Annotated in this window: 23 protein-coding genes; 13 read left to right on the top strand and 10 right to left on the bottom strand. The window is 59.9% G+C overall.

Features of this window, described 5'->3' with window-relative positions:
* Positions 1-108 precede the first annotated feature (108 nt).
* From lepB to ruvX, 3 genes are read left to right on the top strand one after another with little or no spacing between them, the layout of a single operon-like run.
* The gene (gene lepB / locus Q0837_RS03155) at positions 109-981 is read left to right on the top strand and encodes a signal peptidase I (protein ID WP_298469736.1); all 873 of its coding nucleotides are present in this window, start codon (positions 109-111) and stop codon (positions 979-981) included.
* Positions 982-999: 18 nt separating this feature from the next.
* Positions 1,000-2,250 carry a DUF3089 domain-containing protein gene (locus tag Q0837_RS03150; RefSeq protein WP_298465177.1) on the top strand — a complete coding sequence of 417 codons (1,251 nt, stop codon included), beginning with the start codon at positions 1,000-1,002 and terminating at the stop codon, positions 2,248-2,250.
* A gap of 14 nt (positions 2,251-2,264) precedes the next feature.
* Positions 2,265-2,717 (top strand): Holliday junction resolvase RuvX, encoded by a 453-nt coding sequence (gene ruvX / locus Q0837_RS03145; protein ID WP_298465174.1) that lies wholly within the window; start codon positions 2,265-2,267, stop codon positions 2,715-2,717.
* Positions 2,718-2,720: 3 nt separating this feature from the next.
* Here the strand turns inward: ruvX and Q0837_RS03140 are convergent, their stop codons facing one another.
* The 3 genes from Q0837_RS03140 to Q0837_RS03130 are packed head-to-tail and all read right to left on the bottom strand — an operon-like array spanning position 2,721 to position 4,777.
* The gene (locus tag Q0837_RS03140) at positions 2,721-3,632 is read right to left on the bottom strand and encodes a transposase (protein ID WP_298465171.1); all 912 of its coding nucleotides are present in this window, start codon (positions 3,630-3,632) and stop codon (positions 2,721-2,723) included.
* On the bottom strand, positions 3,632-4,594 hold the full coding sequence (locus tag Q0837_RS03135) for a hypothetical protein (RefSeq protein ID WP_298465168.1): 963 nt from the start codon (positions 4,592-4,594) through the stop codon (positions 3,632-3,634). The genes Q0837_RS03140 and Q0837_RS03135 overlap by 1 nt, the downstream gene beginning before the upstream one ends.
* 15 nt (positions 4,595-4,609) lie before the next feature.
* Complete coding sequence (locus Q0837_RS03130; protein ID WP_298465166.1) at positions 4,610-4,777, bottom strand: hypothetical protein; 168 nt, start codon at positions 4,775-4,777, stop codon at positions 4,610-4,612.
* Positions 4,778-4,900: 123 nt separating this feature from the next.
* On the opposite strand from Q0837_RS03130, the gene Q0837_RS03125 reads away from it, so the two are divergent.
* Both Q0837_RS03125 and Q0837_RS03120 read left to right on the top strand, forming a co-directional pair.
* A complete protein-coding gene (locus Q0837_RS03125) occupies positions 4,901-5,386 on the top strand; it encodes a PaaI family thioesterase (protein ID WP_298465165.1) in 486 nt (161 codons plus the stop codon).
* A complete protein-coding gene (locus tag Q0837_RS03120) occupies positions 5,379-5,780 on the top strand; it encodes a PaaI family thioesterase (protein ID WP_298465164.1) in 402 nt (133 codons plus the stop codon). The genes Q0837_RS03125 and Q0837_RS03120 overlap by 8 nt, the downstream gene beginning before the upstream one ends.
* Positions 5,781-5,792: 12 nt before the next feature.
* Here Q0837_RS03120 and Q0837_RS03115 read toward each other — a convergent pair whose 3' ends face one another.
* The 3 genes from Q0837_RS03115 to Q0837_RS03105 all read right to left on the bottom strand — a co-directional run bounded on the left by Q0837_RS03115 (position 5,793) and on the right by Q0837_RS03105 (position 9,737).
* On the bottom strand, positions 5,793-7,946 hold the full coding sequence (locus tag Q0837_RS03115; RefSeq protein WP_298465162.1) for a transglycosylase domain-containing protein: 2,154 nt from the start codon (positions 7,944-7,946) through the stop codon (positions 5,793-5,795).
* A 50-nt stretch (positions 7,947-7,996) separates the two neighbouring features.
* Complete coding sequence (locus Q0837_RS03110; protein ID WP_298465159.1) at positions 7,997-8,986, bottom strand: AAA family ATPase; 990 nt, start codon at positions 8,984-8,986, stop codon at positions 7,997-7,999.
* 76 nt (positions 8,987-9,062) lie between these two features.
* Positions 9,063-9,737: a cupin domain-containing protein gene (locus Q0837_RS03105; protein WP_298465156.1), complete on the bottom strand. Its 675-nt coding sequence runs from the start codon at positions 9,735-9,737 to the stop codon at positions 9,063-9,065.
* Positions 9,738-9,819: 82 nt separating this feature from the next.
* Here Q0837_RS03105 and Q0837_RS03100 point away from each other — a divergent pair, with 82 nt between their 5' ends.
* Genes Q0837_RS03100 through Q0837_RS03090 form a run of 3 tightly spaced genes read left to right on the top strand, consistent with a single transcriptional unit; the run spans position 9,820 to position 11,719 of the window.
* Complete coding sequence (locus Q0837_RS03100; protein ID WP_298465154.1) at positions 9,820-10,659, top strand: oxygenase MpaB family protein; 840 nt, start codon at positions 9,820-9,822, stop codon at positions 10,657-10,659.
* Between the two features lie 57 nt (positions 10,660-10,716).
* Positions 10,717-11,094 (top strand): DUF1428 domain-containing protein, encoded by a 378-nt coding sequence (locus Q0837_RS03095; RefSeq protein ID WP_298465152.1) that lies wholly within the window; start codon positions 10,717-10,719, stop codon positions 11,092-11,094.
* Complete coding sequence (locus Q0837_RS03090; protein WP_298465150.1) at positions 11,087-11,719, top strand: glutathione S-transferase family protein; 633 nt, start codon at positions 11,087-11,089, stop codon at positions 11,717-11,719. The genes Q0837_RS03095 and Q0837_RS03090 overlap by 8 nt, the downstream gene beginning before the upstream one ends.
* On the opposite strand, the gene Q0837_RS03085 is transcribed toward Q0837_RS03090, so the two are convergent.
* Positions 11,716-12,309, bottom strand: coding sequence for a DnaJ domain-containing protein (locus tag Q0837_RS03085; RefSeq protein ID WP_298465147.1), 594 nt, complete (start codon positions 12,307-12,309; stop codon positions 11,716-11,718). The genes Q0837_RS03090 and Q0837_RS03085 overlap by 4 nt on opposite strands.
* A gap of 61 nt (positions 12,310-12,370) precedes the next feature.
* Here Q0837_RS03085 and Q0837_RS03080 point away from each other — a divergent pair, with 61 nt between their 5' ends.
* The 3 genes from Q0837_RS03080 to Q0837_RS03070 are packed head-to-tail and all read left to right on the top strand — an operon-like array spanning position 12,371 to position 13,956.
* Positions 12,371-12,643 (top strand): BolA family transcriptional regulator, encoded by a 273-nt coding sequence (locus tag Q0837_RS03080; RefSeq protein WP_298465144.1) that lies wholly within the window; start codon positions 12,371-12,373, stop codon positions 12,641-12,643.
* A complete protein-coding gene (locus tag Q0837_RS03075; protein WP_298465141.1) occupies positions 12,643-13,095 on the top strand; it encodes an NUDIX domain-containing protein in 453 nt (150 codons plus the stop codon). Before Q0837_RS03080 ends, Q0837_RS03075 begins: the two co-directional genes overlap by 1 nt.
* A 48-nt stretch (positions 13,096-13,143) precedes the next feature.
* Positions 13,144-13,956 (top strand): SDR family NAD(P)-dependent oxidoreductase, encoded by an 813-nt coding sequence (locus Q0837_RS03070; RefSeq protein ID WP_298465138.1) that lies wholly within the window; start codon positions 13,144-13,146, stop codon positions 13,954-13,956.
* On the opposite strand, the gene Q0837_RS03065 is transcribed toward Q0837_RS03070, so the two are convergent.
* Entirely contained in the window at positions 13,926-14,384 is a 459-nt protein-coding gene (locus Q0837_RS03065; RefSeq protein WP_298465136.1) for a hypothetical protein, read from the bottom strand. The genes Q0837_RS03070 and Q0837_RS03065 overlap by 31 nt on opposite strands.
* Positions 14,374-14,928, bottom strand: coding sequence for a TetR/AcrR family transcriptional regulator (locus Q0837_RS03060; protein WP_298465133.1), 555 nt, complete (start codon positions 14,926-14,928; stop codon positions 14,374-14,376). The genes Q0837_RS03065 and Q0837_RS03060 overlap by 11 nt, the downstream gene beginning before the upstream one ends.
* Before the next feature lie 117 nt (positions 14,929-15,045).
* Between Q0837_RS03060 and Q0837_RS03055 the strand changes: the two genes are divergently transcribed.
* Together Q0837_RS03055 and Q0837_RS03050 are read left to right on the top strand one after the other, a co-directional pair.
* Positions 15,046-15,933 carry an alpha/beta hydrolase gene (locus tag Q0837_RS03055; RefSeq protein WP_298465131.1) on the top strand — a complete coding sequence of 296 codons (888 nt, stop codon included), beginning with the start codon at positions 15,046-15,048 and terminating at the stop codon, positions 15,931-15,933.
* 40 nt (positions 15,934-15,973) lie between these two features.
* Positions 15,974-16,210, top strand: a complete 237-nt coding sequence (locus tag Q0837_RS03050) for an amphi-Trp domain-containing protein (RefSeq protein WP_298465127.1) — start codon at positions 15,974-15,976, stop codon at positions 16,208-16,210.
* 6 nt (positions 16,211-16,216) lie between these two features.
* Here the strand turns inward: Q0837_RS03050 and Q0837_RS03045 are convergent, their stop codons facing one another.
* Positions 16,217-16,672, bottom strand: coding sequence for a hypothetical protein (locus tag Q0837_RS03045; protein ID WP_298465125.1), 456 nt, complete (start codon positions 16,670-16,672; stop codon positions 16,217-16,219).
* Between the last annotated feature and the right edge of the window lie 13 nt (positions 16,673-16,685).

Here is a 16,685-nt window from a genome sequence, read left to right as displayed (position 1 = left end):
TCCGGTTCAACCTACGGCGATATTGAAACCCCTATTGTGACACAGCCCGAAACCCCCAAGGCGGAAACGACAGACGCGAGCGTAGCTGCGGATCCGGCCCTTGCTTCGCTGAAAAATGGCGCGAAAGAGCCAGAAGAGGCCGACCAGAAGATCAACTGGATCGCGGAATTGCGCGGTCTTGCCCTGATGCTTCTCGCGGTGCTGGCATTTCACAGCCTGGTCGCCAAACCGTTTTACATCCCGTCCACATCGATGATGCCGACCCTGTATGTGGGTGACCGATTGGTTGTGAGCAAATATCCCTATGGCTGGTCATGGGCTTCGGCGAGTTTTCACATGCTGCCGCGCGGCGAATGGCGGGTTTTCCCGGCGACGCCCGAATACGGCGATATCGTGATCCCGGTGCATCCGCAGCGCGACGAGGATTACATCAAGCGCGTCGTCGCCCTGCCTGGTGACACGATCGAAGTGCGCGAAGGTCGCATCATCCTGAATGGTGAGCCGGTGAAACGCGAAGTAGTACCAGCCGTGCGCATACCATTCGAACCGGAGTTGCTCTGCGATAGCGGTCCGTGCCTATCGGACTTTGACGCTTACAAGGTCCGCGAAGCCAACGGCGCGCAATATTATGAACCTCCCACATATCGTGAGACTCTGCCCAATGGCGCGACCTATCTGGTAATCGATCACATGGAACAACGGCTCGACAATGTCGGGCCGGTCATCGTTCCCGAAGACCATGTATTTGCGATGGGCGACAATCGCGATCATTCGGCGGACAGTCGCGCCGAGGCTGAGGCGCGCGGCCTTGGTGGAGCGATCCCTTTGGAGAATATTGGCGGTCGGGCCGAGTTCATCACCTTCTCGCTGGACGGGTCGACCACCTGGAACCCGCTCAGTTGGTTCTCGAGCATGCGCGGCGACCGGGCGTGGTCCACACTGCGCCCGCCGATTGCAGAGCAACCTGCCGCGTCCGAATAGGCAAAGAACCACGCGATCATGGCCAAAAAATTCCTCTATTTCGTAGCGTTCTGCATCGTTGCCGTTCTGCTGGCTGCGATCGGCTTCCAGATGTTCAAGGACGAACTTGCCGCAATGGCCTTGGTCCCGACCACTGAATTCACCGAGCAGGAGCCGCTCGAAGTCAACGCGTATCAGGACCCTGCCCTGTGGTATTCACGACCGGGCATCGGAGTGAACGACCCTGCCCGCTGGCAACCCGCGCTGGCGGAACCCGCACCCGATCCGACCACGCAAACACCGTCACCGGACAGCCCAGCGGCAGAACAAACCTTGGGCCGCCCGGACCAGTTGCAAACCACCACATCGCGCGCCGTCGATCCGCAGGAAGGCGGAGAGGTCGCGGACTTCGCGGTCTTCTTCGTGCATCCCACCAGCTATCTGAGCCGGGACAACTGGAACGCGCCGATTGGCGAGAATGCCGATGAAGAGGCAGAGCGCATCGCCCGCATCTATGTGCGCGGCATGGCCAGCCCGTTCAACGCGGCCAGCGAAATCTGGGCACCGCGCTATCGCCAAGCGACGATGGGCGCATTCCTGACCGACGCTCCCGAGGGCCAACAGGCCATCGACGCGGCCTACGAAGACGTGAAGGAAGCCTACAAATACTTCCTCTCCTCACTCGATGCCGACACGCCGATCGTGCTCGCCGGCCACAGCCAGGGCTCGCTGCATTTGCTGCGATTGCTGCGCGAGGAAGTTCAGGGATCGCCCGTCGCAGATCGGCTGGTCGCTGCCTACACGATCGGCTGGCCGATCTCGGTCGAGCACGATCTGCCATCTATGGGCATCGCCGCATGCGCGACTCCGGCGCAGACCGGGTGCATCCTGTCATGGTCGAGCTATGCCGAGCCAGCCGATCCCTCCAGCGTGATCGAAACCTATGCCAAGTCGACCGGCTTCGATGGCAATCCACGCGGTGACAGCCAGATCCTCTGCACCAATCCGCTGACCGGCATGTTTGGCGGCTCTTCTCCTGCCAGCGCAAACCTTGGAACATTGGTGCCCGATGATAGCATCTCCAATGGCGAGCTTGTGCCAAGCGCAGTTCCCGCCCGATGCGATGACCGCGGGCTTTTGCTGATCGGCGACCCGCCAGAATTGGGTTCCTATGTGCTGCCGGGCAACAACTACCATGTCTATGACATCCCCCTGTTCTGGGCGAACACCAAGGCGGATGTGGCCCGGCGCGTGAACGCCTTTGCCGGGCAAGCGGACGGCGCATCCTGATTACCGAAGCGGCATTGGACTTCGCCGAAGCGCTGCCCGATGGCGGCGCACTGCTCGGCCTTGACCTTGGCACCAAGACTATCGGCACCGCGACCTGCGACGCTGGCTGGCGCTTTGCCACCAATGGCAAGACGCTGGGGCGCGGCAAATGGGGCCGCGACCGCTCGGTCCTCGCTGAATTGATCAAGACCCGCTCAATCAAGGGGCTGGTGCTGGGTCTGCCGCGCAACATGGATGGCACCGAAGGGCCGCGCGCACAGGCCAGCCGCGCCTTCGCCCGCAATTGCGCCGAAGCTTTCGAACTGCCGGTGCTGCTATGGGACGAGCGCTGGTCAACCCAAAGCGCCGAAGCCGCGATGATCGGGCAAGACATGAGCCGCGCCAAGCGCGCAGAAGCGATAGACAGCCACGCGGCGGCAGTGATCCTGCAAGGCGCGATTGATCGGCTGGCTGGCGGAGTGATCTAGGGGTCAGACCAACTGGGCGCGTCGCTCTTTCGCGATCGCGCTGACCATTCTGCTCCCACTCGCCTCACCCTTTCTCCATAACGCATCCATGTCAGCCGGATTCCCGGACTGATCCGCTCTCGCCTCAAAACTGGCCAATCGCAGCCGGTCGCTTGGGTGTCTGCGGCCAACCCAGTCGGCGAAATCAAGCGCCTCTTGAGCGCCGGTCGCCACTGCGACGCGCAGAAACGCTTCGGTCGAATTGGGGCTCAGCACCTTACCGAGCTGCTGCTCTTTCAGATCGAAACCGTATTGATCGAACCAGCCTTGCGCCGGGTCAATATGCATCACGTTGAGCGACACCGAGAGGCTTTCCGGTGGCAGTTGGCTGTGGATGTCGAGATGGCGGCGGTACAGCATCAGCTTGCCTTCGTGCAGCGCGCTGCGCTCAATGAACTTCAGATCAACCGGCTCGCCCGCGTAGCCTGCGACGCTTTCATAGTCGTATTCGAAATAGTCGCTGCGATAGCCGGGGCCGAAATAGCCGCTGGTGAGAAACGAGAAATCGTGGTCGTGCGGCACACCGTAGACGAAGCTGCGCGCGCCGCTGGTCTGGAAACATAGATCCTGCTCCGACGGCCAGATATTGGCGCGCAGGAACATGCCGCCGGTCGGCCCGGATCGGTGCGGGCTAAGCATGATCGCTTGGGGGCTGTAGCCATTGTCGACCGCCGAGATCGCACTATCGCGCCCGGCAAGTTCATCGATCAGGATATTTGCCAGAAAGAACCGGTTATTGGTCAGTCGCCGAAGGCAGAGCGCCGCCTCCTGAGTGCGTTCTTCGCAAGTCGGATCGAAATCGAGCGCGGCTAGCGCATCGATCGATTCGTCCAACTCGCATACACCGGTATCTTCAAGGTCGATTATTTGGGGCATCACGCAGCCTCCGGCAGGAGATCGGCAAGCTGAGGGTGGGCTGAAATGAGCTGGGCTTTCAGGCTGGAGGCTGGCCGCGCAAGCGGATCATCGGCTTGCTCTGCCAGTCTATCGATCATGGCAAAGCCCTTGGCCGGGTTGATCGCCAAGTTCTGCCGCACGGCTTCCCAGCGTAAATCTGCTTCGTTCGAAGTGTCTTCGGACAAACGCTTCAGAACCGGGACAGCCTTTTGGCATTGCATCGCGCCCAACACTGCCAGCGCCAACTGATTGCGGCTGGTCTGCTTGTCACCGTTCGCGCTTTGCATCAGTTGACCGTCAGCCAGACGATACTTGCGGGTGGCGCCCGGCACTAACGCGGCTCGTGTGAGATGCAGCATCAGAACGGGTTGTTCGATGGTCAGCAAGTGACGGGCATTGTCGGGCGTGAGCGCGATCGTGTCTCCGACTTGCCAGTCCTGCTCCTTCGTCTCGAAGCGGCCTTCCAGGTGCTCGTCGAACTTGTGCATCAGCCCGCGTGCCTTTCCGGCGAGAACAAGTTCAATGCTCTCACGGTCGACGAGCATGACCGTCTCAGGTGCTGCGGAGTTGCTCCGGGGAGCATGCGTTGTCAGGCTCAACGTTGCGCGGCCCGAGCTCATCAGCTGGAGCGTGGAATAGCTGTCTGAGCAATGGGTGCGGAATGGAACATCGCCCAATGGCTCGCTGCGAAGCGCCTGAATGAGCTGCGCGCTCAGTCCTCGCACCCACTCAAGCGCAGCATGTTGATCGCCAAACAGTGCAGACAGAGCATCGCATTCCGCCAAGGGTGCGTCATTTGCATAACTATAGAGGTCGGCGGCCAACAAGCGGGTTCGCCCGCTGGCGCGCCAATCCTGCTCCGCTTTGAGGAGCGGCATTTGCGCGCGGTGCTGCGAGGCGCGATCGCCCCGCAGCACCGCAATGGCAGGATGCACGTGCATCGTCCTGCCACCGCCTCAGAAGAACATTCCGGGAGGGGGCGGAGGAGGAGGCGTGGTGTCGTAAATGAACACCATGATATCGACGATCGGATCCGCTGAACCGCCCTCTTCCGAAGTCAGCGAACCGAACAGGGCCTGGGCCTTTTCCAGTCCTGGAATGGATGAAAGATCAATCTTTGGCATGTGTCGTCCTTTTGCTGTCCGCCCGGCTCCATAGCCGCGGCGCACATGCAAACTGACGCACAAGTGACTGTTGCAAAAATTAAAACATTGTAATGAATTGGTTCTCATCGCAGAGCACAGCGGATGAGCGCGCAGCTGGCCAAATTTGACCCGAAAGAGGCTTCGAAATTCTTCTTCCGCCACGGCCACACAGGGTGGCTTGGACTGAAATATCGCGACCACGGTGAAAATTGGGTTGAGCTGGAATTGCCCTGGCGCGAAGACCTGCTTGGCGAACCGGACCGCCCAGTGCTGGCATCCGGTCCGATCGTCAGCCTGATGGACATGGCGAGCGGCATGTCGATCTGGCAGACCAGCGGCACTTTCACACCCGTCGCGACGCTGGATCTAAGGGTCGATTATCAGCGCGCCGCGAGTGAGCGTGCGGCGGTATATGGTCGGGTCGAATGCTACCGCATGACACGCTCGGCAGCGTTTGTGCGCGGAATTGCGCATGATGGCGATCCGGATGATCCCGTAGCGCATGTCGCCGGAGTTTTCATGACGATCGCCTCCGATCCGAGGCAGAAGAAGGAAACGGCCAAGTCAGAAGGTGACACCGATGACTGACCCCGCGCTCGACCTGGTTCTGCCTGCCTATGCCCGCGCGCTCGGGATAGAGCTGCATGCGATTGAAGACAGTCTGCCAGTCCTGACGGTCGATTTCGGGCCCAATGTCGAAGGCCGTCCAGGACACTTTCATGGCGGCGCGACGGCGGGTCTGCTGGAGAATGCCGGCTATGCGGCGCTGCGTGCGGTGCTGGTTCGCGAAGGGCGTGACCACCAGCTGAAGCCAATCAATATCACGGTCCAGTATCTGTCGGCGGGTAAGCAAAAGCAGACCTACGCGCTCGCTCGCATCACCCGGCTGGGGCGGCGCAATGCCAACCTTTCGGTGGAAGCATGGCAGGATGATCGCAGCCGTCCGATCGCGTCGGCCGTGATGAATATTCTGATGGCTTAGCTGCCTGCGTCGCTATTCGTCGGGTCCGATCGGCTCAACCGCTATCCCGTCCTCGCTCAGCCGAAACTCGATCGGCATGCCCTCAATTTCGGTTTCAATAGCCACACCGTCCTGTTCGAACCGGATCCGCGATCCATTTTCATCGAGTGGAATTTCGGCGCCTTCTTCGACATCGAGCGGCTGCACCGGACCTTGCGGATCAGGCGAAGCGCTGGGGCGCGGTGCGGGTTTCAGCGATAATGCGCCGCGCATGAATTGCTTCCAGATGCGCGCTGGCAAGCCGCCGCCGGTGACCTTGTCCAGCGGGGAGTTGTCGTCGTTGCCAACCCAAATGCCCACCACCAGATCGCCCGCATATCCCACGAACAGCGCGTCGCGATAATTCTGGGTCGTGCCAGTCTTACCGTAATTCGCAATTGGCAGGGTCGCCGCGCGTCCAGTGCCGCGATTGATCGCCGTGCGTAGCATCTGCTCGAGATCGTCGTGCGCCCGGTCCGAAACGCTGTCTTCTTGCGTGGTCAGCCATGCCCACCACCCCTCGTCATCCTGCTCGAAAGCGTGCGGACGGACCGGAAACTCATTGGCAGCCACTCCGGCATAGGCGGCTGTCAATTCCAGCAAGGTCATCGACGATGTGCCTAAAGCGAGGCTCGGATCGCCTTTCGGTAGTGGCGATGTGACGCCGAGCGAACGGGCCATGCGGATCACATTTTCGCTGCCGACCTCATTGAACAGGCGGACCGCCGCGACGTTGCTTGAGGTTGATAGCGCCTGTTCCAGCGTGATCTCATCCGAATAATTCTCGCGCGAGTTCTTGGGTCGGTAGCTGCCCGTTTCAATCGGGGTGTTGGGAATCGTGTCGTCAGGCGACCACCCAGCCTCAAGCGCGGCGAGATAGACGAACAATTTGAAGGTTGATCCGGGTTGACGCTTGGCTTGCGTCGCGCGGTTGAATGGCGATGTTGCGTAGTCCTTGCCCCCGACCATGGCGACCACTTCACCGGTCGGACGCATGGCCACCAGCGCGACCTGCGCGTCCCCCAATGATGCGCGGCTCGTGACCCGGCTCGCCAGCGCCTGCAAGCGGGCATCGAGCGTGGTCGTGATGACCTGCCGCGCGTAGCTGGTTTCCATGTCCTTGCGCGCAATCGGCAGTGCCCAGTCGGCGAAATAAGTGCCGGTGGGAAGGTCATCGCGAGTACGTACGTCAAGCTTTGGCGTCGGCAGCGCTGCACGTTCCGCTTCGGTCAAATACCCCGCATCGACCATAGCACCGGTCACCTGCTTCATGCGCGCGGTGGCCTTGTCCCAATTCTTCGTCGGAGCGTAGCGCGAGGGTGCCTGCAACAATCCCGCGAGCATCGCCGCCTGTTCCGGCTTCAGGTTTTCGGGCTTGCGGTAGAAGTAGTGCAGGCTCGCGGCACGCAGTCCGTATTGGTTGTCACCGAAATAGGCATTCGAGAGATATCGCCCAAGGATCTCGTCCTTGGTCAGCCATGATTCGAGCCAGAACGCGATGAGCGCTTCCCGTGCCTTGCGGGTCAGCGTCTGCTCGGGTGTCAAGAAGGTGAACTTCGCCAGCTGCTGGGTGATTGTGCTGCCGCCACCCCTACGGGTCCAGACGGCGCGCGCGATCCCGCGCGGATCGACGCCCCAATGTGAATAGAACCGCCGGTCCTCAATCGCGAGGAAGGCCTCGATCACATGGGGCGGAAGATCGGCGACCTCGACCGGCTCATCGACCATCGCCCCGCTTCGCGCGATCGGCGTGCCATCGCTGGCGAGCAGCGTGACTTGAGGGGCAGCAATCGGTTCGAGGCTCTTCGAAAGCGGAGCCGTAATCGCCAGCCACGCCACGAGCGCGAAGAACAACAGAATGGCGAGCGCGAAAGCTCGCACGGCCCACCACCGCTTGCGCCGTCCACGATAATGATCGGGTCTCCACCACGGCAAGCGGCGGCGCTCTTCAAGCTCAACCGAACGATCAAGCTGAGAGAGTTTGGCGTCCCATTTGCTGAACTTGGGCGCAGCACGCGACGTGGTGCCGCCGCCGAAATCATCGTCCGGATCATAGGCCCGCTGCGATTCGTATAGCGGAAAATAGTCCGCACCGCCGCGCGCGTCGTCATCGCTTGAGCGTCTACGGAATCGTTCGAACAGGCCCATCGCTCACTGTATTAGCAGGCTATGACACTAGCCTGCAAGTCACCCGCCGATCAACTGCCCTGCGCCGCACTTTCCGGCAGGTCTTCATTGAAGACGCGCTGGTAATACTCGCTCACAACGCCTCGCTCGGATTCGTCGCATTTGTTGAGGAAGCTCAGACGGAACGAGAAGCCGACCGAATTGAAGATCGCCGCATTCTGCGCCCAGGTGATGACCGTACGCGGGCTCATCACGGTCGAAATCTCGCCCGACATAAAACCTTCGCGAGTCAGCGATGCGACCTTGACCATATCGGCGATCAGCTTGTCATCGGCATCCGGCATCTTCGACTTGACGATCTGCTGCTCGGTTTCGGCCGGTAGATAGTTGAGCGCGACAACGATGTTCCAGCGGTCCATCTGCGCCTGATTGATCGCCTGCGTGCCGTGATACAGCCCGCTGGTGTCGCCAAGACCGACCGTGTTGGTGGTCGCGAAAAGGCGGAAATGCGGGTTCGGCGTGATCACGCGGTTCTGATCGAGCAGCGTCAGGCGGCCATCGAATTCAAGCACGCGCTGGATCACGAACATCACGTCCGGGCGGCCCGCATCATATTCGTCAAAGGTCAGAGCGACCGGGTGTTGCAGGGCCCACGGAAGAATGCCTTCCTTGAACTCGGTGACCTGCAACCCGTCTTTCAGAACGATCGCGTCGCGCCCGACCAAGTCGATCCGGCTGATATGCGCGTCCAAGTTTACACGAATGCTGGGCCAGTTGAGCCGCGCGGCAACCTGTTCGATATGCGTCGACTTACCCGTGCCGTGATAACCCTGGATCATCACCCGGCGATTGTGCGCAAAGCCCGCAAGGATCGCGAGCGTCGTGTCCGGATCGAACACATAGCTGTCGTCGAATTCGGGCACATGCTCGGTCGGCGCGCTGAAGGCGGGAATTTGCCAATCGATATCGATGCCGAACGTATCGCGGACATCGACGGTCGTGTCGGGCTCGGACGGAATGGCGCTGGCGCCGGCGAGATCTGGTGATGCGGGAGAATTCATTGCGAAGTCCGGTTAGAGCGCGTTGCGCGCCGCTGCAAGCGGGTGAGACCTGCTAAATTTGCAAGTTGGCAGATTTTTATCCGGGAACATTGATGTGGCCGAGATGCCCACGCTTGATCCAGAAGCGTACGCCGTTGGGCCCTGAGGACATTCTGGCAGAATGATTGGCGGGGAAGCGAAGCCAGTCATGCTTGGCAAAACTCTCGCCTTCGTGACTCAGTTCGCCGTCGAGCACAAGAATTTCAAAACCACCCTCGGAATCGACATTGTGGGAGGTGTTCGCATCCCAGCTTTCCAAGGCAACATGTTCGTAGTCGCGCGCTGCGAGGACCGCCTCACGCACGCCTTTCCGCTGGGAATCGGGCTTCAATTCGACTGCGTTGAGATCAACTGAGAATTGCTCCTGATCCGCCGGGTCGAACTGCCATAGCTTCACAAAGATCGTGCACCCCGGATCGGAGCGCGGAATGTGGTGCGTGCCGACCGGATTGCGGACATATGTGCCAGCGGGATAATCGCCGTGCTCATCCTGAAACACGCCTTCGAGCACGATAAACTCCTCACCGCCCGAATGGGTGTGCTCTGAAAAGGAGCTGCCCTCTGCATACCGAACGATGCTGGTTGCGCGGGCGACTTCATCACCGACCCGATCGAGCATTCGTCGGTCCACTCCCGCCATCGGCGAGGCAAGCCAATCGAGCGCGTCGGTGTGAACGAGCGCGGGCGCACTGAAGTCGGCGTTGATTTCCATGCAAGCAAAATGGGGACTACCGTCTCACAATAAAGATCGCAGCGGCTCGAAATTTCCGATGGCTGTGACTACATTTACCGCAATGGCCGATCTAATCGAATCGCTGCGTCTCAGAGTTGTCGAGCAGGTGCGCGGTGTCTTCAACGACACGGCGCGCGGGCAGAAACCGGTGCCGCCATCCGAACACGCGCTGTTTGCGAAGGACACGCCGATCCGCAATGTCCATGCCGATCTGGTCGGGATGATGACCGGCGGCATTCGCGGATTGCTGCTGCAAATGCTCCATCCGCATGCACTGCAAGGGGTGCTCGACCACTCGAATTTCCGAGAGGACATGCATGGGCGGCTGCAACGCACGGCACGCTTTATTGCGGTGACGACGTTCGGGCACGAAGACGATGCAATGAAAGCTATCGACCGCGTGAACCGTATTCACGCCAAGGTTGGCGGTACCCTGCCCGATGGCACACCCTATGTTGCCAACAATCCGCGCACGCTTGCCTGGGTCCATGTCGTTGAAGCGCAGAGCTTTCTCGCAGGATATCTCCGCCATGTCCGACCTGATATGCCCTCAGCAGATCAGGACGAATATTACCGCCAATTCGCGGTCATTGCCCGTGCGCTGGGCGCGGACCCGGTGCCTGAAACACGCAATGAGGCTGAGTCGATCTTCCGGGAATTGCGCGGCGACCTTCGCCCATCCCCCGAAGCGCGCGAAGTGGCGCAATTGGTTCTGACGCAGAAACCCAAAGGGACCCCGCCCGGCGTTCAGGCGATGATCGGAGCGGAAGCGGTCGCGATGCTCCCCGATTGGGCGCGCTCGATGCTGCGACTTCAACGCCCGTTGCTGACCGCCCTCCCAGCCCGCGCCGCGACTTGGGGCGTGGGCCGGACGCTGCGCTGGGCCTTCAAGCAAAACTGACGCCATGCCGCCATAATCCTGCTACATTGCCTTTCGGAAACGAGAGGGAGAACTCGCATGTATGTTGCAGTGGCGGCGCTTTCGGTGCCGGAAGCGAACAAGGACAAATACATCGAGGCGGCTGAGTTCATGGCCAATTGGTCGATGGATCATGGCGCACTAGAGGTGATGGAAGCTTGGGAATTCGAAGTTCCGGATGGCAAGACCACCGACTTTCGCAAAGCCGTCGCCGCGCCCGAGGGAGAGAAGATCGTCACGGGTTGGGTGATTTGGCCGGACAAAGAGACGTTTGACAAGGCCAATGAAGCGATGATGAAGGGCGAGGGTTTCGAAGATTACTCGATGGGAAACCCGCCTTTTGACGGTTCGCGCCTGATCTATGGCGGGTTCGAACCGTTGCTTACCAAAGGCAGAAATGAGCGCGGCAATGGCTGAATTCACATTCTACACCGTCGCGATGAGCCGCGGTCAGATTTCGCGCTGGGCGCTGCACGAAGCAAGCGCGGACTATGAACACGTCGTGTTCGATTGGGCCAGCAAACCAGCTAATTTTGCCGATATCAATCCGATGGAAAAGGTGCCCACGCTGGTGCATCACCACGAAGGCCATGACCACGTCATCACCGAAGCGGCGGCGATCAATCACTACCTTGCCGAGACGCATCCGGATGCCGGCTTGCTGCCCGATACACATGAAAAAGCAGCCTATTTTCGCTGGCTGTTCTTTGCTGCAGGCCCTCTGGAACAGGCAGTGATGAGCAAAGCATTGGGCTGGAAAGTGCCCGAGGGCAAGTCGGCTACCGCAGGGTTTGGATCGCTGGACCTGGCGCTGGATGCGCTTGATGGCTGGCTCAAAGTCAACGATTTCGCCGCTGGAAACCGTTTCACAATGGCCGACACCTATGTCGGCAGTCAGTTCATTTGGGGCCTGCGCTTCGGCTCGATCCCGGAGCGGCCATCCTTCAAGGCCTATGTCGAACGCTGCACCTCCCGTCCCAAATGCATCGAGGCGGTGGCTGTCGACCAGAAGCTGATCGAAGCAGACGCTCAGGCAGGTTAGGCGATCGCGGTGCTTTTTCGGAGCAGTTGGTACGCCTCGACCACTTTTCCTAGTCGCGCTTCGAATTGGCGGTCGCCTCCATTGCGGTCGGGGTGGTAGCGCCTGACCAGCTCGGAATAACGCCGTCGCAAGCGCCTTCTATCGGTGTTTGAGCCGAGCCCCATCGTCTCCAGTGCCTGGGCCTCGTCTTTCGAAAACCGCCCGTCCATCGCCATCGCGGCTTCGCGTTGGGCTTTGCTCTTGATGCCGTTTGCCCGCGCAGAGATCGCATCGAGCGGGTCGTCGAAATCGGCCCAACGCGGCATTCCATCGACGGCAGCGCGCGGAGAGAATGCCGCGCTTTCGGTCTTCCAGCCGGACACGGGAGACTGCGCAGCGATAACTTCTTCCGCGCTCATTCCTTCGAACCAGTCATACCCGGCGTTGAATTCGCGCACATGTTCAAGGCAAAACCAGCGCCATTCGCCCGGCCCATCGAATCCGCTCGGGCGATAGCCAGGCGCGCGGAATTCACCGACTTCGCGGCAACCCGGGCGCTCACAGGTCCGATCCGCGCCTTCGTGGCGTCCGTGGAGTTTGGCAGAAGACATAAAGGGTTGAGAATGGTGACTGGAGCGCCAAATGCCAAGAATGCAAAATGGGAAACAGACGATGAGCGGAACGATTGCCGAGGAAATGAAGGGGCTGCTGACCGAAGCCTTTGCGCCGACAAAGCTTGAGATCATCAATGACAGCGCGCAGCATTCAGGACATGCAGGCGACGATGGCTCAGGCGAATCGCACTTCACCATCGTCATCGAGGCAGACGCATTTGCGAGCATGAACCGCCTTGCGCGCCAGCGAGCAGTGATCGCGGCTTTGGGCGATATTGTCGGTGAGCGGGTGCATGCCGTTGCGATCAAAGCGGGTGTTGCGGCGGCCTGATGGACGCGCCATTCGAGAAACGCCTGCGCCGCGCTGCGCGGATAATCGTACTCGATCCGGACAATCGCGCATTGATGTTCCGCTTTGACGTCGCTGACCGACCACCTTTCTGGGTGACTGCCGGGGGCGAATGCGAACCGCATGAGAATTTTGACGAAGCCGCACGGCGCGAGTTGTTTGAGGAAACCGGCATTACCGCCGATCCCGGCCCGCAAATCGCGCAAACGACGCCTGAGTTCATCACTGTTGAAGGCGAACCGGTGCAGGCGGATGAGCGCTACTACATCGTGCGCGTTGACGAGGCCCGGATCGACACGGCAAACCACACCGAGCTTGAGCAACAAGTCATGACACAACACCGCTGGTTCACTCACGCCGAGCTACACAATTGGCCCGAAGCGATCTTTCCAGAAAACATCGCCGCGATGATCGAAGACTATCTGGCAAGCTGATTGCCCCTACCGATCCTCGCCGCTATCCGAACGGTAAGGGAGAGAAACATGGATTACACGGGGAAGGTGGTTTGGATCACCGGGGCTTCGTCGGGAATTGGCGCCGCGCTGGCTCGCGATGTGGCATCGCGCGGAGCAAATGTGGTGCTATCGGGCCGTGATGAAGCGCGGCTGGCTGAAGTTGCTTCGGATTGCGGCGAAACGCTGATCCTGCCCTTCGATGTGCGAGACGATGCCGCGCTCGCCAATGCGACGGCGAAGGCAATCGCTTGGAAGGGCGGCGTCGATGTTGCCTTTGCCAATGCCGGCGTGTCGCAGCGCAGCCGTGCTCTCAAAACCAACATGCAGGTCTACCGCGACATTATCGATATCGATCTCACCGCTCAAATCGCGTTCTCGCAGGGATTGATCGGAGACATGGTTGAGCGCGGCTCCGGAGCGCTCGCCTTCATTTCCTCAATCGCCGGCAAAGTTGGCGTTCCTATGCGCACCGCCTACAGCGCGGTGAAGTTCGGGCTTGCCGGTTATGGCGACGCGTTGCGCGGGGAACTCTCGCAGACGGGCGTAAGCGTCCATGTGATTTATCCCGGTTCGGTTGCAACCGATGTCGCCCGAAACGCGATGGTCGCCGATGGCAGCAAGCGCGGGCGCTCGGATAAGGTCATCGATGAAGGCATTCCCGCCCCCGATGCCGCCAAAGCCATACTCGACGGCATGGCCAATGGCGAGCGCGAGATCATTGTCGCGCAAGGGATGGAAGCGGGCATGGGCGAGATGCGCCGGACGCCGGATGCATTGTTCGATCAGGTCGCGCAGATGGTCGCGAACGGTTACATGGAACGCATGGAAGAAGCGGGCTGAGCGCGGGATCGCGCCCACACGACGAGCCAACACGCAATCGCTTGCTCAATCCACGCCAGCGGCAGTGCGGCGACGATCAGCGAATACGGCGCAAGACCCATATTGGCGATGCCGAGCCAAATAAGTCCGAAGATCGTGACGGTGAAAACGGCAGAAGCGAGCACAATTTGCCGTAGACTATCTCCGAAGCGGTCTAGCCAAAGCCAGTAGAACCCGGTCGCAGACACAATCAGCACCAAGTCCCAGATACCCCAAAGTGCAAAGATCCCAACGCTCATCGGAGCGACCCCTTGCTGAGCCGCCAAAGCCTCGTGCAGCATGGGCCGGACAACCAGAAAATATCGAGCGACCTCTGACAGGTTGATCCAGATGAAGTTCACCAGGAACGCAGTCTTGAGTGCGCCCGGCAGATACGTGTCACGCGTCATGGCTCAGTTCCCTTTCCAACAGGCCAACAATCGTTGCCGCCCTCGATCGCAATGCGCCAGCCGAGTTGGTCACGCGCGAAACCGCCCACATCCCTTGCGCAGCCACGACAAGGAACTGCGCGAGTTCTTGCTTTCGTTCATTGGACAATGAGACAGGCAGCGCCCTTGAAAACGCGGTTTCGAGCCGAACGTTGTGCTCTTCCACTAGTTTCATGATCTGCGGATCGCCGGGCGCTATTTCAGTCATGGCGTTGCCAACTAGGCAGCCCGGACCAGGCAGGCCCGCCTGCTCGGCAAGCGAAATCTGAGTTTCGAAATAGGCGCTGACTGCAGACAGCCGCGCTTCGCTAGTGCCAAATGGTACGAGCGCCGGTTCGACCACTTGTCTGCGATAGAGTTCGAAACAAGCGCGATAGAGCCCGTGCTTGCTTCCGAAATCGCCGTAGATCGATTGCCGGGTTGATCCCGTTGCTGCGACCAAGTCTGACATAGAGGTCGCTTCAAACCCGTTCGACCAGAACGCCTGCATCGCTCGATCGAGCATTTGGTCACGAGATGATGAGCGTGGTCTGGGCATAGCGAGTGAATATCAGAACGATCGTTCTTAAACAAGTCTCCTTATGGACTGGCGCTTTGCAACTCGTCGCGGCACAAAGCGGCCATGGAACAGAAACGCGTTGAGCTCGCCAATGGGATGCATCTGGATGTGGTCGATGAAGGACCACTCGATGCGCCGGTCCTGATTTTCCTTCACGGCTTTCCCGAGAGCCACCGCACGTGGCGACATCAGATTGCGCACTTCTCCGACCGCTATCGCTGCATCGCGCCAGACCAGCGCGGCTATCGCGGATCGTCCAAGCCGCAAGAGGTCGAGGCCTACACGCCCGACAAATTGATCGGCGATATCTTCTTGCTCGCCGACGCGCTGAACGTGGCGAAGTTCACCATTGTCGGCCATGATTGGGGCGGTGCAATTGCCTGGGGCGTGGCGCTAGGCGGGCAGCACATGCGGGTTGAGCGTGCGGTAATCGCCAACGCGCCGCATCCGGCGATCTTCGGCAAGCTGCTCTACACGCACCCCGGCCAGCGCGAGGCGAGCCAGTACATTCGCGGCTTCCGCGACACTGCCAATGACGCGCTGATGAAGGACCAGGGACTAACGGGACTGCTGCTGAAAGAGGTCAAGTGGGACCGGCCCGAGGCGATGGAACCCGAAGAGCGCGAGGCCTTGCTCAGGGATTGGCAAAACCGCGATGCGACTTTCGGCATGATCAATTATTACCGCGCCAGCCCGATGGTTGTTCCGACCATGGACGAGCCATTCGAACTGCCCGCAGATTATTCGCCGCCGCGGCTGCCCAAGCTGACGATTCCAACTCTTGTGATCTGGGCGATGGACGACCTCGCCCTACCGCCCGAAAATCTTGAGGGGCTGGATGAAATCATCGATCCGCTAACCATCGTGCAAGTGCCCGACTGCGGTCATTTTGTTCCGTGGGAAGCGCCCGACCAAGTAAATGCGGCGATGGAAGCTTTTCTGCAATCTTGATCCGCTATCACGTTTGGGAATCATCTACGGAGATCGCCAAATGAGCGACAAAGACACAGTGCGCGGCCGCGACGTTACGAAGACCTATTCCAACGAGCAGAACATCCAGAAGCTTGAACGACTGGTCGAGGCGCTGCGCGAAGGCAAGGCGTTTGAGATTCAGGTCGACAATCAGCGGCTATATATCCCGGCTGGGACCGAGTTTTCGATCGAGCACGAACAGGAAGGCCCGATGCACGAGCTGGAGTTTCAGTTCCGTTGGCGTGAAGACGGCTAGATCGATCTAGCCGGCAAGCGCCCGCTTGATGCCGAATTCCTGACGGATCTCTCCGACTCGCCGCGAGCGGTAAGCGGCGTGGTCGGACCATCTCCATTTCTTGCGCAGTTTGCGCGATTGCCATGCAATCCGGAAATAGTCGGGGATCCCGCGAAAATACGCCTTTGTGATTTCCCACCAGCCGATGTCTTCGATCAGTTCCTTTTCTTCAGGAAGGTCGAAGAATTCTCTGATATGGCGAAGTGAAATATCCGTGCCGAAAAGGGTCCACCCATCGGCCTGCGCTTCCTGGCGGATGCTCGTATCGAGCCCGAACAGGACATGGATGATATCGTGCCGTTCAAAGTGGGTCTGCGCTTCTTCGCGCATGTCGCGATACTTTGCTTCGAGGTTGTTTTCCTTGCGAAACGCATCGAGCGCTTCCTCTAAAGTGAGGTCGGAATATGGAAGTTGCCTGGTCACCTCATTGGCGTAG

Origin of the sequence: uncultured Erythrobacter sp. (genome assembly GCF_947499705.1) — a bacterium.
Classification (GTDB): domain Bacteria; phylum Pseudomonadota; class Alphaproteobacteria; order Sphingomonadales; family Sphingomonadaceae; genus Erythrobacter.
Note: the sequence above shows the minus strand (reverse complement) of the source record. Positions and strands in the feature narration are given on the sequence as shown.

Bases quoted from the DNA above. Each gene is read 5' to 3' on its own strand.
- Q0837_RS03095 (WP_298465152.1), top strand. From the start codon at position 10,717: ATGTATGTTGCAGTGGCGGCGCTTTCGGTGCCGGAAGCGAACAAGGAC.
- Q0837_RS03115 (WP_298465162.1), bottom strand. From the start codon at position 7,946: ATGGGCCTGTTCGAACGATTCCGTAGACGCTCAAGCGATGACGACGCG.
- Q0837_RS03140 (WP_298465171.1), bottom strand. From the start codon at position 3,632: ATGCCCCAAATAATCGACCTTGAAGATACCGGTGTATGCGAGTTGGAC.
- Q0837_RS03070 (WP_298465138.1), top strand. From the start codon at position 13,144: ATGGATTACACGGGGAAGGTGGTTTGGATCACCGGGGCTTCGTCGGGA.
- Q0837_RS03120 (WP_298465164.1), top strand. From the start codon at position 5,379: ATGACTGACCCCGCGCTCGACCTGGTTCTGCCTGCCTATGCCCGCGCG.
- Q0837_RS03050 (WP_298465127.1), top strand. From the start codon at position 15,974: ATGAGCGACAAAGACACAGTGCGCGGCCGCGACGTTACGAAGACCTAT.
- Q0837_RS03135 (WP_298465168.1), bottom strand. From the start codon at position 4,594: ATGCACGTGCATCCTGCCATTGCGGTGCTGCGGGGCGATCGCGCCTCG.
- Q0837_RS03060 (WP_298465133.1), bottom strand. From the start codon at position 14,928: ATGCTCGATCGAGCGATGCAGGCGTTCTGGTCGAACGGGTTTGAAGCG.
- Q0837_RS03065 (WP_298465136.1), bottom strand. From the start codon at position 14,384: ATGACGCGTGACACGTATCTGCCGGGCGCACTCAAGACTGCGTTCCTG.
- Q0837_RS03055 (WP_298465131.1), top strand. From the start codon at position 15,046: ATGGAACAGAAACGCGTTGAGCTCGCCAATGGGATGCATCTGGATGTG.
- Q0837_RS03130 (WP_298465166.1), bottom strand. From the start codon at position 4,777: ATGCCAAAGATTGATCTTTCATCCATTCCAGGACTGGAAAAGGCCCAG.
- Q0837_RS03090 (WP_298465150.1), top strand. From the start codon at position 11,087: ATGGCTGAATTCACATTCTACACCGTCGCGATGAGCCGCGGTCAGATT.
- Q0837_RS03100 (WP_298465154.1), top strand. From the start codon at position 9,820: ATGGCCGATCTAATCGAATCGCTGCGTCTCAGAGTTGTCGAGCAGGTG.
- Q0837_RS03125 (WP_298465165.1), top strand. From the start codon at position 4,901: ATGAGCGCGCAGCTGGCCAAATTTGACCCGAAAGAGGCTTCGAAATTC.
- Q0837_RS03105 (WP_298465156.1), bottom strand. From the start codon at position 9,737: ATGGAAATCAACGCCGACTTCAGTGCGCCCGCGCTCGTTCACACCGAC.
- Q0837_RS03075 (WP_298465141.1), top strand. From the start codon at position 12,643: ATGGACGCGCCATTCGAGAAACGCCTGCGCCGCGCTGCGCGGATAATC.
- Q0837_RS03150 (WP_298465177.1), top strand. From the start codon at position 1,000: ATGGCCAAAAAATTCCTCTATTTCGTAGCGTTCTGCATCGTTGCCGTT.
- Q0837_RS03085 (WP_298465147.1), bottom strand. From the start codon at position 12,309: ATGTCTTCTGCCAAACTCCACGGACGCCACGAAGGCGCGGATCGGACC.
- Q0837_RS03080 (WP_298465144.1), top strand. From the start codon at position 12,371: ATGAGCGGAACGATTGCCGAGGAAATGAAGGGGCTGCTGACCGAAGCC.
- Q0837_RS03110 (WP_298465159.1), bottom strand. From the start codon at position 8,986: ATGAATTCTCCCGCATCACCAGATCTCGCCGGCGCCAGCGCCATTCCG.